A 13,089-nucleotide genomic window follows, 5' to 3' on the forward strand; every position below is an offset into this window, starting at 1 on the left:
CACCTACGCTTTCCGGGATGGCTGCGGGAGAGACGGCTGCGCACCAGGACCACCACCGCAGCGGGGACGACGACGTGCTGCGCGTGCTGCGCACCGGTACGGCCGAGGAGCACCAGGGCCTCGAGGACACCCTCGACCTGCTGGACCCCGAGCTCGGCCGGGATCGGCTGGCCCTGGTCCTCGGCCTGATGCACGGCTTCTGGACGGCGGCCGAGGCCGGGCTGGACGAGTGGGCTGCCCGCCGTCCCGCCGACGCCGGGACCGTCGACTGGGCCAGCCGCCGCCGCGCCGGGCTGTTCGCCGCGGACCTCGCCGCGCTGGGCGCCCCCGTGACGGCCGCCGCGCCCGCGCTGCCCCCCGTCCCCGGCACCGACGAGGCGCTGGGCCGGCTGTACGTGCTGGAGGGCTCCACCCTCGGCGGGACGTTCATCGACCGGCACCTGGCGGGGCTGCCCGGCCTGGCCGGCGTGCGCCTCCGCGCGTTCTCGCCGTACGGGCCGGAGACCGGCGCGATGTGGGCGGCCTACCGGCGGGTCACCCGCGACCACGTGGCGGCCGGTGGCGACGTCGAGCGCATCCTCTCCTCCGCCCGGGGGACGTTCCGGGCGCTCGCCGCGTGGTGCCGCCCCGCCGGCCGCATCCAAGGAGTGCCCGCGTGACCGACGTCGAGCGCGATGCCACGTTCCTGGCTCCCGGGGCTCCGATCGACCTCTCCAACTGCGAGCGCGAGCCGATCCACATCCCGGGCAGCATCCAGCCGCGGGGTGTGCTGATCGCGGTCAGCGACCCGGACTGGCTGGTCCAGCAGGTGTCGGAGAACCTCGCCGAGGTCACCGGCGTGCCGTGGGAGAAGGCCATGGGACGTCCGCTGTCCGACGTCCTGGGCGTGGCGGCGGCCGATGCGGTGGTCCGCTCGGCGAGCGCCTTCGGCGACCTGCGGGAGCGGAACCCGGTCGAGGTCACGCTGACCGTCGACGGCGCGCCCGTGCCGGTCGACGCCCTGCTGCACCGGGCGGTGATCCGGCCGGGAGGCGCCGTGCCCGACGTGCACGGGGAGCCGGTCGCCGAGCCGGGCACCGAGCCGGCGCTCACCAACCTGGTCGTGGAGCTGGAGCCGGCGTTCGGCCCCCGGCCCTTCTCGTTCCCGAACACCTACCAGGCGGTGCGCGGCACGATCGCCGCGCTGGACCGGGCCACGAGCCTCCAGGAGCTGTACGACATCACCGCCCGGGCGGTGCGGACGCTCACCGGCTTCGACCGGGTGATGGTCTACCGCTACGACGCCGACTACAACGGCGAGGTCGTGGCCGAGGCGAAGGCCGCGGACCTCAACTCGTTCCTCGGCCTGCACTACCCGGCCTCGGACATCCCCGCCCAGGCGCGGGCGCTGTACGAGAAGAACTGGATCCGGCTGATCTCCGACGTGGACTACACGCCGGTGCCGCTGGGGCCGGTGGACCACCCGGTCAGCGGCCAGCCGCTGGACCTCACCTACTCCACCCTGCGCAGCGTCTCGCCCATCCACGTCGAGTACCTGCACAACATGGGCGTGCGCGCCTCGATGTCGATCTCCCTGCTGCGCGGGGACAAGCTGTGGGGGCTCATCGCCTGCCACCACTACAGCGGGCCGCACGCCCCGCCGTACGCCACCCGGGCCGCGGCGGAGTTCCTGGGCTCGACGCTGTCGGTCCGGCTGATCGACCGGGCGCAGGAGGACGAGTTCGACCGGGCGCTGCGCGCGCGGTCGACGCTGGCCTGGCTGACCGCGGCCGCGATGGACGAGGACCGGGTGCTCACCGACACGGTGCTGGGGTCGCCGAACCTGCTGGACCTGCTGGACGCCGACGGCGTCGCGGTGAACCTGCAGGGCAACCGCGGCGCCGCCGGGGCCGGACTCCCCCCGGGCGTGGCCGACAGCATCGCCGAGTGGGCCGCCTCCCGGGGCCTCGACGTCGTCGCCACCGACATGCTGGCCGCCGAGGCCGGGGAGATCCAGCAGACGGAGCTGGCCGCCGGTGTGCTGGTGCTCCCCCTGCCGGAGGGCCAGTACGTCCTGTGGTTCCGCAGCGAGGCGGTGCGGCACGTCGACTGGGGCGGCGACCCGAACAACAAGGCGATCGCCGAGCGGGAGGGCGACGAGATCCGGATCAGCCCGCGCAAGTCCTTCGAGCGCTGGCAGGAGACCGTGCGCGGCCGGTCGGACCCGTGGACGACGCCGGAGCTCGGCGAGGCCGCCGAGATGCGCACGCACCTGCTCGAGGCCCTGTACGCGCGCTCGCGCAGCCAGGTCCGGGCCGCGGAGACGTTGCAGCGCAGCCTGCTGTCCGATCCGCCCGAGCCGGACCACCTCGACGTCGCGGTGCGGTACGTGCCTGCGGCGCGCGAGGCCCAGGTCGGCGGCGACTGGTACGACGTCTTCCAGCAGCCGGACGGCTCCACCGTGCTGGTCATCGGCGACGTGGTGGGGCACGACACGGAGGCTGCGGCCACCATGTCCCAGCTGCGCGGCCTGCTGCGCGGGATCGCCTACGACGACTCCTCCGGCCCCGCCGAGGTGCTGTCCCGGCTGGACGCCGCGATCGAGGGGCTGGACCTCGGCGCCATGGCCACGGTGCTGTTCGGCCGGCTCGACCCGCCGGGCGGCGACCCGTCCGGTGGCGTCCGGCTGCGGTGGGCCAGCGCGGGGCACCTCCCCCCGCTGGTCGTCGCGCCCGACGGCAGCCAGCAGCTGCTCGTGCCCGACCGCCCCGGCCTGCTCCTGGGCGTGGACCCCGGCCGGCCGCGCACCGGGCACATGACGGTCATCGAGCCCGGCTCGACCCTGCTGCTCTACACCGACGGGCTGGTCGAGCGCCGGGACCAGGTGTTCGACGACGGCGTCGAACTGCTGGGCCGGGCGCTGGCCGAGCTGCGCGACCTGCCGGTCGCCACGATGAGCGACCGGCTGATCGCCCGGTTGCTGCCCGAGGGCGCGGAGGACGACGTCGCGCTCGTCGCCGTCCGGCTGCGCCCCCGGGACAGCTGACGGGCGGAGCGCTCAGCCGGGCTCGCTGAACCGGGGCGTCAGCCCGTCGTCGGGCACGCCGCCCTCGGCCGGCAGCGGCGCCTCGTCCTCGGCCGCCCGCACGAAGGCGGCCGTCTCCTCCGGCGAGTACGGGCCCGCCGCCCGGCCGTCCCGCTCGAGCGCGGCGAGCAGCCGCTCCTCGTCCGGGGCGAGGTCACCCGGGCCGAGGTGGCCGCCGGGCCCGCCGGCGTCGGACCCCGAGGCCATCGCGGTGTCCGGGGTGGGGTCGTCGGGGGCGCTGACGCGGTTGTTCCTCATGTCGGTCAGCGCGGGAAGTTGGGCTCGAGCCGGGGCACGATCTGCATCTCCGGGATGAACGCGGCCGGGTGCAGCAGCAGCAGGGTGCGGATGGCGTCGGCGACCGCCGACGGCGGCATCATCAGGTGCCCGGGGATGCCCCACTGCTCCATCATCGGGGTGTCCATGGCGGCCGGGATGACGCTCTGCACACGGCAGGGGAACGGCCGCTCGCCGCCGCCGGGGAGCGTGATCGCCTTCTCGCGGAGCTCCCGCTGGATGCACTTGGTGGCGTTGAGGAACCCGGCCTTGGAGCCGTTGTAGGCGATCGCCCCGCTGCCGGAGGTGATGGCCGAGAGCGAGACGACGTGCACCACGTCGGCGGTACGCCCCTCGGGCAGGTGCTGCACCCGCTTCATGAACTCGCTGGTGAGGAAGATCGGGCCCTCGCAGTTGACCGCCTGCACCCGCTGGTAGTCGGCGAGGTCGATGTCGGTGATGTAGCCCGGGCGGTCGATGCCCGCCACGTTGACCAGCACGTCGAACGCGTCGCCGTGCCGGTCGAACAGGTCGGCGACGACGGCGCGCCGGCTCTCGTCCTGGGTGACGTCCAGGCCCAGCACCTCGCCCGAGCCGCCGGCGGCGCTCACCCGGGACAGCGTCTCCTCGCTGCCCGCGGCGTCGATGTCGGCGATCACCACGTGCGCACCGGACTCGGCCAGCGCCAGGGCGGTCGCCCGCCCGAGGCCGCTCGCCCCACCGGTCACCAGTGCGACCCGGCCCTTCAGCGACGTCTCCATGCGGCCCTCCGTCGTCGTACGTGTCCTGTCCCGACAGCCTTGTCGATGATCGTCGGGACCGCAGGTCGGGCAGCCCGGCCGGGACGGGGCGCCGCGGACAGGGTCAGACGCGGTGCAGCCCGGCCTGCTCGATCAGCCGGGCCTGCTCGCGGCACCACGGCGACCAGGCGTCGCCCTCGGTCTCCTGGCGACGGCGGAACGCGGCCCAGTCCAGCAGCTCCCACTCCCCCACCTCGGTCGGCTCCGGCGCCGGCTCACCGGCGAAGCGGCCGACGTACACCGGGCAGACCTCGTTCTCCACGACGCCGCGGAACTCCGCCCGGTACCGGTAGCCGGGCAGCGCCGGGCGCACGTCGGTCACCCGCAGGCCGAGCTCGAAGCCGGCCCTACGCGCTATCGCCGCGCCGTCGTCCTCGCCCGGGCCCGGGTGCCCGCAGACCGTGTTGGTCCACATGCCGGGGAACGTCGCCTTGTCCTCGGCCCGGCGGGTGACCAGCAACCGGCCCCCGTCGTCGAACAGGTAGGCGGAGAACGCCCGGTGCAGCGGCGTCTCCCCGTGGTGCACCTGCGGCTTGGGGAGGGTGCCGATCTCCCGGCCGTCGTCGTCGACCAGCACGATGAGCTCGACAGGAGACGCAGTCACCGCACCATGGTCCCCGATCGGCGCGAGCGGCGCCTCCCTGTGTGCGTGACGACCGCGTGGGGAAGAGCCGTCGGATGGACAGCTACCGCCGGAACGGCCTGACCTTCGACGTCCGGGACGCCGGTCCGACCGGCGGCGAGCCCGTCGTCCTCCTGCACGGCTTCCCGCAGGACTCGACCGCCTGGGACCGGGTGGCGCCCGCGCTGCACCAGCACGGCCTGCGCACCCTCGCACCCGACCAGCGCGGGTACTCACCCATGGCCCGCCCGCGTGGGCGGTCGCACTACCGGCTGCGCGAGACGGCGGACGACGTCCTCGCCCTGCTCGACGCCGCCGGGCTCGAGTCCGCGCACGTGGTGGGCCACGACTGGGGCGGGATCGTCGGCTGGGCGCTGGGCTCCTGGAACCCCGAGCGCGTGCGCACCCTGACTGCGCTCTCCGTGCCGCACCCGGGTGCGATGGCCCGCGCCATGGTGACCAGCGACCAGGCGCTGCGTTCCTACTACGTGGGGATGTTCCAGCTGCCCGTGCTGCCCGAGCAGCTGCTGCTCGCCGGCGACGGCGCGGCGCTGCGCCGGGTGCTCTCCTCCGGCGGGCTCCCCGACGACGCCGTCGACCGCTACGTGCGACGCATGCGCGAGCCGGGTGCGCTGACCGCGGCGATCAACTGGTACCGCGCCCTGCCGTGGAGCGGGCGGGACCCGGTCGGGAAGGTGCGCGTGCCCACGCTGCACGTCTGGAGCACCGGAGACGCCTTCCTCGGCCGCGCGGCCACCGAGGACACCGCCCGCTTCGTCGACGCCGCCTACCGGCTCGAGGTCCTCGAAGGCGTGCCGCACTGGATCCCCGAGCTCGCCGCCGAGCGCACCGCCGAGCTGGTCACCGCCCACGTCCGCGGCTGACCCGCGGCATTGCGAGACTGCACGGCATGACGGAGCCGACGTCCCCGCCGACCCGGGCCGAGCGCCTCGACCGGCTGCCCTTCACCCGGGAGCACGGGCGGCTGGTCGTCGGCTCCGGCACGGGCTGGGCCCTCGACGCCATGGACGTCGGGCTGATCTCGTTCGTCCTGGCCGCCCTCGCCGCGCAGCAGCAGTGGGGCGTCACCTCCTCCGAGCTGTCCTGGATCGCCTCCATCGGCTTCGTCGGCATGGCCCTGGGCGCCACCCTCGGCGGTCTGCTGGCCGACCGGATCGGCCGGCGCCAGGTCTTCGCGCTGACCCTGCTGGTCTTCGGACTGGCCACCGGCGCCGCCGCGCTGTCCTGGTCGGTCGGCTCGCTGCTGGTCTTCCGCTTCCTCATCGGGCTCGGCCTCGGCGCGGAGCTGCCGGTGGCGTCGACGCTGGTCAGCGAGTTCGCCCCGGCGCGGGTGCGCGGCCGGGTGGTCGTCTGGCTGGAGGCGTTCTGGGCGCTCGGCTGGACCATGGCCGCGCTGGTGGGCTTCCTCGTCGTCCCGCGCAGCGACGAGGGCTGGCGGTGGGCGCTCGCCATCGGCGCCCTCCCCGCGCTGTACGCCGCCGTGGTCCGGTGGGGGCTGCCCGAGTCGGTGCGCTTCCTCGAGACCCGCGGCCGGGTCGACGAGGCGGAGGCCGCGGTGCGGCGCTTCGAGCAGTCGGCCGGCGTGGCCGCCGTGGCCTCGCCCGTGACGGAGCCGGTCCCGTCGCCCGGCCCGCGGGCGCTCTGGGCGGCCGGCTCCCGGGGCCGAACCCTTGCGCTGTGGGTGGTCTGGTTCAGCATCAACTTCGCCTACTACGGCGCCTTCATCTGGCTGCCGACCCTGCTGGTCGCGAACGGCTTCACGCTGACCCGGTCGTTCGGCTACACCCTGGTCATCACGCTGGCCCAGCTGCCCGGGTACGCCCTGGCCGCGTTCCTGATCGAGAAGTGGGGCCGCCGGCCGACCCTGGCCACGTTCCTCGTCGGCTCGGCCCTGGGCGCCGGGCTGTTCGCCGCCGCGGACAGCGACACCACCATCCTGATCACCGGCATGGTGCTGTCGTTCTTCAACCTCGGGGCGTGGGGCGCGCTCTACGCCGTGACACCGGAGGTCTACCCGACGGTGCTGCGGGCGACGGGCGCCGGCGCCGCGGCCGGCTTCGGCCGCCTCGCCTCGATCGCCGCGCCGCTGTGCGTGCCACCGCTGGTCGCCGCCGGCGGCACCGGGCTGGTCTTCGGCACCTTCGCCGCCTTCTTCGTGCTGGGTGCGCTCGCCACCTGGGGGCTGCCCGAGCTCCGCGGCCGGTCACTCGAACCGGATCCGGACCGGGCGGCGGCGGCCTCGCCCCGGTAGCGTCCCCGCTCCCCGGTTGGCGCCGGGAGGGCCGGGTAGCGGCATGGGCATGGCCAACCTCTCCCCCGGGCACCTCGCCGGCCGCACCGTCGCCGTCACCGGCGCCAGCGGCAACGTCGGCACCGCGCTCCTGCGCCGGCTCACCCGCCCCGAGGCCGGGCCGGCCGAGGTGCGCGGGCTCGCGCGGCGCCGTCCGCCGGCCATCGCGCCGTACGACGGGGTGCGGTGGCACCTCGCCGACCTCGGCGAGGCCGCCTCCGAGGCCGAGCTGGCCGAGTTCATGGACGGCGTCGACGCCGTCGTGCACCTGGCCTGGGCGCTGCAGCCGGGGCGTCAGCCCGACCGGCTCCGCCAGGTCAACGTGGCGGGCACCCGGCGGGTGGCGCGCGCGGCGGCCGCCGCCGGCGTCGACCAGTTCGTGCACATGAGCTCCATCGGCGCCTACGCCGGCGGGGCGCGTGGGCAGCGGGTCACCGAGGACTGGCCGACCACCGGCATCCCGAGCGCGCAGTACAGCCGGGACAAGTCCGAGGCCGAGCGGGTCGTCCGCGAGGTGTTCGGCCGTCACCGGGACACCGCGCTGACCGTGGTCCGCCCCACCCTGGTGCTGCAGCCGGAGGCCGGCAGCGAGATCGGCCGGTACTTCCTGGGTCCGCTGCTGTTCGCGGCCGCGCGGATGCTGCCCGGCGCGGTCGCCCGGCTGCTGCCGCTGCCGCTGCCCGCCCTGGCGGTCGCCTTCGTGCACGCCGACGACCTCGCCGACGCCCTGGAGCGGATGCTGGACCGGCGCGCGCCCGGACCGTTCAACATCGCCGCCGAACCCCTGCTGGACGCCGATGCCCTGGCCAAGGCGCTCGGCACCGTGCGGGTGCCCACCCCGGCGGCCGTGCTGCGCGCCGGGCTGTCCGCCGCCTTCCACGCGCACCTCGTGCCCACCGAGCCCGGGTGGCTGGACATCGGCACCCAGGCACCGGCGCTGGACACGGCCCGGGCCCGCAAGCTGCTGGACTGGGGGCCGTTCCACACCGGCGACGACGTGCTGCGCCAGTTCGTCGCGGCGCTCGGCGACGGGGCGGGGGCGCCCGGCGCGCTGCTCCGCCCGGCCGGCGGGCCCTCCCTCGACCCGGGTGGCGACCCGGCCAACGCGCCGGGCCCGCGCGCGAACTGACCGGTCAGCCCGGCGCGCTGACCAGCAGGGTGCGGGTCATCGCGTTGCGGGTGTCCAGCAGCTCGTCGAGCGCCGCGCCCAGGTCGTCGGCGGACACCGCGAGCCGGTCGCCGTCCGGGATGCGGGACGCCGCCAGCAGCGCCGCCCGCCGCAGCAGCTCCGCAGCGGTTCGACGCGGTGACGCCGTCGGACCGAGGCCGGCTGGACCGCCCGGGTCACCGAGCACGCCTCCGCGACGAGGTGCAGGGCGGTGCCGGTCACGGGTGCCGGGCGGCTCCCGAACCGGTGTCAGCTCCGGCTGGTCCAGGCCCCCACGTCGCGCCCGGTGCGCGCGAAGACGTCGGCGGCCCGCTCGGGCCGCAGCGCGACGAACAGCCCCTCCGCTTCGGCCAGCGTCGTCGCCGGGGCGTCGGCCGCGGCCAGCCGCGCGGTGGCGGTGGTCCGCCGGCCCTCGGTGGTGCCCAGCTCCGCCGTCACCACCAGCGGCACACCCAGCTGCACCGGACGCCGGTAGGTGACCGTCAGCGTGGCCGTGAGCCCGCCGCGCCCGGCCGCCCGCACCGCGCGGGCCAGGACGTGGTCGAGCAGGGTGGCCACGACGCCCCCGTGCACCAGGCCGGGCGGCCCTTCGTGCGGCTTGCCGAGCGTGACCCGGCCGGTCGCCCGGCCGTCCGGGGTGCTGGACACCTCCATGGGCGGGGCGACCGGGTTGCCCGGCCCGTAGACCGGGCTGTACCAGCGCTCGCCGGTCGCCGGGTCGTCGACCGAGGCGATCTCGTGCACCTCCCGGCCGTCGGCCCGCAGCCGCCCGGCGAGCTGCCGGACGGCGACCGCCACGTCGGCGAGTTCCGTCATCGGCACCTCGGTGCGCACCGCGGCGTCGACGAGGTCGCGCAGCGCCGACCCGAGGTCGCCGACGGCCGTGCGCCGGGCGTCGCGCTCCGCGGTGGAGAGCTGCGGTCGCTCAGCCACGCGCCATGCCGGCCTCGCGCAGCAGCGCGCCGCCGACGATGACCCGCTGGACCTCGCTGGTGCCCTCGTACAGGCGGAAGAGGCGGGCGTCGCGGTAGAAGCGCTCCACCGGCGTCGTCCGCAGGTAACCCATGCCGCCGTGCACCTGCACGGCCTTGTCCACGGCGCGGCCGACCATCTCGGTGCAGAACAGCTTGGCCGACGACGGGCCGACGGAGGTGTCCTCGCCGGAGTCGTACCGGGCGGCGACGTCGCGCACCATGCTGCGGCCGGCGAGCAGTTCGGCGTGCATGTCGGCGAGCATCGCCTGCACCAGCTGGAAGCGGCCGATCGGCGACCCGCCCTGCTTGGCGGTGGCGGCGTAGGCGACCGACTCGTCGAGCACCCGCTGGGCCATGCCGACGCAGAGCGCGGCGATGTGCAGGCGACCGCGGGAGAGGACGGTGAGGGCCTTGGCGTACCCCCGGCCCTCCTCGCCGACCAGCGCCTCGGCGGGCACCCGCACGTCGTCGAAGTAGACCTCGCTGGTCCAGGCACCGGCCTGGCCCATCTTCTTGTCGCGCGGGCCGACGGTGACGCCCGGCGTCGTCGTCTCGACGACGAAGCTGGAGATGCCGCGGCCGCCCTTCTGCTCCGGGTCGGTGCGGGCGAAGACGACGAACAGGTCGGCGATCGGCGCGTTGGTGATGTAGCGCTTGCTGCCGTTGATGACCCATTCGTCGCCGTCGCGGCGGGCGGACGTCCGCAGCGCGGAGGGGTCCGAACCGGCCTCGGCCTCGGTCAGGGCGAAGGAGCCGATCAGCTTCCCGGCGGAGAGCCCCGGCAGGTACTTCTTCTTCTGCTCGTCGTTGCCGAACCGGGCGATCACCTGCCCGGAGATGCCGTTGTTGGTGCCGAACAGGGAGCGGAACGCCGGCGTGGTGTAGCCGAACTCCATGGCGAGCTCGACGTCCTCGCTCATGGTGACGCCGAGGCCACCGTGCTCCTCGGGCAGCGCGTAGCCGAACAGGCCCATCTCGGCGGCCTGCGCGCGCAGGTCGTCGGGGATGCGGTCCTCGTCCTCGATCTGCTCCTCGCGGGGCACGACCGATTCACGGATCAGCTGACGAACGGCGGTCTTGACCTGGCGGAAGTCCTCGGCGTCCACGGAGCCATGGTGACGCCTCACCGAGCGACATGTGGCGCCGGGTCCCCCGCCGCCGACCCGGCATAGGAGGCTTTGCCTGCGCCCGAAGCCTCCGGACGCGGGCAAAGCTTCCTATGCCTCTGCCTCGCCGGGCGGGTCAGGCCAGCGCGTCGAGGCGGGTCATGTCCTCGTCGGAGAGCGTCAGCTTCGCCGCGCCGAGGTTCTCGGTGAGGTGGTCGACGGACTTCGTGCCCGGGATGGGCAGGATGACCGGCGACTTCTGCAGCAGCCAGGCCAGGGCCACCTGCGACGGCGTGGCGCCCAGCTCGCGGGCGATGGCGGCGACCGGGCTGTCCGGCGCGGCGAGGTCACCGGTGGCGATGGGGAACCACGGGATGAACGCGATGCCCTCCGCGGCGGCGTAGTCGAGCACGTCCTGGCTCTGCCGGTTGGTCAGGTTGTAGAGGTTCTGCACGCTGACGACGTCGACGATCTCGCGGGCGGCCTCCAGCTCGTCGACCGACACCTCCGAGACACCGATGTGCCGCACCTTGCCCTGGTCCTGCAGCTCCTTGAAGGCGCCGAGCTGGTCGGCCAGCGGCACCTGGGGGTCGATGCGGTGCAGCTGGATGAGGTCGATGCGGTCGACCTTCAGGTTCCGCAGCGACAGCTCGACCTGCTGGGTGAGGTACTCCGGCCGGCCGCACGGCGGCCACACGCCGGGGCCGGTGCGGGTCAGGCCGGCCTTGGTGGCGATGACCAGGCCGTCGGGGTACGGGAAGGCGGCCTCGGCGATGATCTGCTCGCTGACCTGCGGGCCGTAGGAGTCGGCGGTGTCGATGAAGTCGACGCCCTGCTCGATCGCGGCGCGCACGACGGCGAGGGCACCAGGACGGTCGACCGGCTCGCCCCAGACCCCGGGCCCGGTGATCTGCATGGCGCCGTAGCCGAGCCGGTGGACGGGGAGGTCCCCGCCGATGGAGAAGATGTCGGTGCTCTGCGCGGTGGTCATGTCCGGGCCAGCACGCCGGGCCGCGCCGCTGTTCCCGGCAGCGTGTTCGATGGGCCCATGGGCGAGATCGTGGTGCTGCGGCACGGGCAGACGGAGTGGAGCCGGAGCGGTCAGCACACGGGGTCCACCGATCTCCCGCTGCTGGCCGACGGCGAGCAGCAGGCCCGCGCGCTCCGCACGGTCCTCGGCGGGCGGACGTTCGCCGAGGTCCGGGTCAGCCCCCTGCTGCGGGCCCGCCGCACGGCCGACCTCGCCGGGCTCGGGTCCACCGCCGTCGACCCGGACCTGGTGGAGCTCGACTACGGCGGCTACGAGGGACGCACCACGGCCGAGATCAGCGCGGAGCTCGGGCGGGAGTGGTCGATCTGGCGGGACGGCACGGCCACCGCGGCGGTACCCGGGGAGACGCTGGACGACGTCGGCCGGCGGGTGGACCGGGTGCTGGACCGCGCCCGCGCCCGGCTCGACGACGGCGACGTCGCCCTGGTGGCGCACGGGCACGTGCTGCGGGTGCTCACCGCGAGGTGGCTCGGCCTGGCTCCCGAGGCCGGTGCGCTGTTCGCCCTGCCCGCCGGGCACTACGGCATCCTCGGCCACGAGCACGGCCGCCCGGTGCTCACCGGGTGGGCCCTCGGCTGACCCCGCGGCGGCGAGGGCGCTAGACCGGCTGCCAGCGGCTCTCGGGCTCCTCCACCGGCGCCTCGGGCCGGACCGGCCGGCCGAACAGCCAGCCCTGGCCCATGTCGGCGCCGAGCGCGGTGACCTCCTCCGCGAGCTGCTCGGTCTCGATGCCCTCCGCGACGACGACGGCGCCGAGCTGGTGGGCCAGGTCGGTGACCGCCTTGAGCACGGTGCGGGCGCCGTCGTCGGGCAGCTCCTGCACCAGCTCCTTGTCCAGCTTCACGACATCGGGGCGGACGGCGGCCAGCAGCGACAGGCTCGACCAGCCGGCGCCGACGTCGTCCAGCGCCACCCGCCAGCCCAGCGAGCGGTAGTGCTCCAGCACCGACACCAGGTGCCCGCGGTCGGCGATCGCGTGCGACTCCACCACCTCGAAGACCAGCTGGCGCGGGTCGATGCCCGTCTCGTGGGCGACCCGCTCGGTGCTGGCCAGGCACACCTGCGGCCGGTAGATCGAGGTCGGGTTGAAGTTGATGAACAGGTCGTCGTCGCCCAGCCACGGCATCGAACCGGTGATGGCCGCCTCCCGGCCGATCCGGTCGAGGCGGTGCAGCCAGCCCGCGGACTCGGCCACGAAGAACAGGTCGCCACCACCGACCTCGCGGCCGTCGACCAGCCCCCGCAGGAGCGCCTCGTGGGCGACGGCGGAGCGGTCGGCCAGCGACACGATCGGCTGGTAGACCGACCAGAACTCGGCGTCGGCGAGGACGCCGACCTCGACGGTGACCCCGCGCCGGGCCAGTTCGACGGCCAGGGTCGGCGCGGTGAGCAGGCGGGCGGTGAACGCTGGATCGTCGGCCGGCGGGTCGGTGACCACCCGCACCGCCTCGGTCTCGGCAGCGGTCAGCTCACGGGCCAGCCGCTGGAACAGCCGCTCGAGCCCGGGGCCGCCGCGGTCGTCGGCGACGTCGACCAGCTGGGGCGCGGAGTGGACGGCCAGGCCGAGGGCCTTGGCCGTCCGGGCGACGTGCGGCAGGACGTGCCCGATCGAGGTGGCCAGCAGCGCCCGGCTCGCCCGGCCGGGCACCTCCCAGTTCTGGCGGCATCCGCAGACACCACCGCAGATGGTTCCCACGGATGCCAGGGTGACCTACCG

The 13,089-nt window shown here is 75.0% G+C and carries 14 protein-coding genes; 6 read left to right on the plus strand and 8 right to left on the minus strand.

Annotated elements, in window-relative coordinates; genetic code table 11:
- The first annotated feature begins 17 nt into the window (after positions 1–17).
- Both O2W17_RS03735 and O2W17_RS03740 read left to right on the plus strand, forming a co-directional pair.
- Positions 18–659, plus strand: a complete 642-nt coding sequence (locus O2W17_RS03735) for a biliverdin-producing heme oxygenase (RefSeq protein WP_269191052.1) — start codon at positions 18–20, stop codon at positions 657–659.
- Positions 656–3,025, plus strand: coding sequence for a SpoIIE family protein phosphatase (locus O2W17_RS03740; RefSeq protein ID WP_269191053.1), 2,370 nt, complete (start codon positions 656–658; stop codon positions 3,023–3,025). The genes O2W17_RS03735 and O2W17_RS03740 overlap by 4 nt, the downstream gene beginning before the upstream one ends.
- Before the next feature lie 12 nt (positions 3,026–3,037).
- Here the strand turns inward: O2W17_RS03740 and O2W17_RS03745 are convergent, their stop codons facing one another.
- The 3 genes from O2W17_RS03745 to idi all read right to left on the minus strand — a co-directional run bounded on the left by O2W17_RS03745 (position 3,038) and on the right by idi (position 4,744).
- Entirely contained in the window at positions 3,038–3,322 is a 285-nt protein-coding gene (locus O2W17_RS03745) for a hypothetical protein (RefSeq protein WP_269191054.1), read from the minus strand.
- Positions 3,323–3,327: 5 nt separating this feature from the next.
- Positions 3,328–4,101, minus strand: coding sequence for an SDR family NAD(P)-dependent oxidoreductase (locus O2W17_RS03750; protein ID WP_269191055.1), 774 nt, complete (start codon positions 4,099–4,101; stop codon positions 3,328–3,330).
- A gap of 103 nt (positions 4,102–4,204) precedes the next feature.
- Positions 4,205–4,744: an isopentenyl-diphosphate Delta-isomerase gene (idi, locus tag O2W17_RS03755; RefSeq protein WP_269191056.1), complete on the minus strand. Its 540-nt coding sequence runs from the start codon at positions 4,742–4,744 to the stop codon at positions 4,205–4,207.
- Positions 4,745–4,818: 74 nt separating this feature from the next.
- On the opposite strand from idi, the gene O2W17_RS03760 reads away from it, so the two are divergent.
- The 3 genes from O2W17_RS03760 to O2W17_RS03770 are packed head-to-tail and all read left to right on the plus strand — an operon-like array spanning position 4,819 to position 8,202.
- On the plus strand, positions 4,819–5,646 hold the full coding sequence (locus O2W17_RS03760) for an alpha/beta fold hydrolase (RefSeq protein ID WP_269191057.1): 828 nt from the start codon (positions 4,819–4,821) through the stop codon (positions 5,644–5,646).
- 26 nt (positions 5,647–5,672) lie between these two features.
- The gene (locus O2W17_RS03765; RefSeq protein WP_269191058.1) at positions 5,673–7,034 is read left to right on the plus strand and encodes an MFS transporter; all 1,362 of its coding nucleotides are present in this window, start codon (positions 5,673–5,675) and stop codon (positions 7,032–7,034) included.
- 49 nt (positions 7,035–7,083) lie between these two features.
- Positions 7,084–8,202 carry an NAD-dependent epimerase/dehydratase family protein gene (locus tag O2W17_RS03770; RefSeq protein WP_269191059.1) on the plus strand — a complete coding sequence of 373 codons (1,119 nt, stop codon included), beginning with the start codon at positions 7,084–7,086 and terminating at the stop codon, positions 8,200–8,202.
- A gap of 4 nt (positions 8,203–8,206) precedes the next feature.
- On the opposite strand, the gene O2W17_RS03775 is transcribed toward O2W17_RS03770, so the two are convergent.
- From O2W17_RS03775 to O2W17_RS03790, 4 genes are all read right to left on the minus strand, one after another.
- Positions 8,207–8,428, minus strand: a complete 222-nt coding sequence (locus O2W17_RS03775) for a hypothetical protein (RefSeq protein ID WP_269191060.1) — start codon at positions 8,426–8,428, stop codon at positions 8,207–8,209.
- A gap of 62 nt (positions 8,429–8,490) precedes the next feature.
- Positions 8,491–9,174, minus strand: coding sequence for a PaaI family thioesterase (locus O2W17_RS03780; RefSeq protein ID WP_269191061.1), 684 nt, complete (start codon positions 9,172–9,174; stop codon positions 8,491–8,493).
- A complete protein-coding gene (locus tag O2W17_RS03785) occupies positions 9,167–10,321 on the minus strand; it encodes an acyl-CoA dehydrogenase family protein (RefSeq protein ID WP_269191062.1) in 1,155 nt (384 codons plus the stop codon). Before O2W17_RS03785 ends, O2W17_RS03780 begins: the two co-directional genes overlap by 8 nt.
- Before the next feature lie 136 nt (positions 10,322–10,457).
- Positions 10,458–11,312, minus strand: coding sequence for an aldo/keto reductase (locus tag O2W17_RS03790; RefSeq protein WP_269191063.1), 855 nt, complete (start codon positions 11,310–11,312; stop codon positions 10,458–10,460).
- A gap of 57 nt (positions 11,313–11,369) precedes the next feature.
- On the opposite strand from O2W17_RS03790, the gene O2W17_RS03795 reads away from it, so the two are divergent.
- Positions 11,370–11,951, plus strand: coding sequence for a histidine phosphatase family protein (locus O2W17_RS03795; protein ID WP_269191064.1), 582 nt, complete (start codon positions 11,370–11,372; stop codon positions 11,949–11,951).
- Between the two features lie 19 nt (positions 11,952–11,970).
- Here the strand turns inward: O2W17_RS03795 and O2W17_RS03800 are convergent, their stop codons facing one another.
- Positions 11,971–13,068, minus strand: a complete 1,098-nt coding sequence (locus O2W17_RS03800; protein WP_269191065.1) for an EAL domain-containing protein — start codon at positions 13,066–13,068, stop codon at positions 11,971–11,973.
- Between the last annotated feature and the right edge of the window lie 21 nt (positions 13,069–13,089).

Origin of the sequence: Blastococcus sp. VKM Ac-2987 (assembly GCF_026967805.1) — a bacterium.
GTDB lineage: Bacteria > Actinomycetota > Actinomycetes > Mycobacteriales > Geodermatophilaceae > Blastococcus.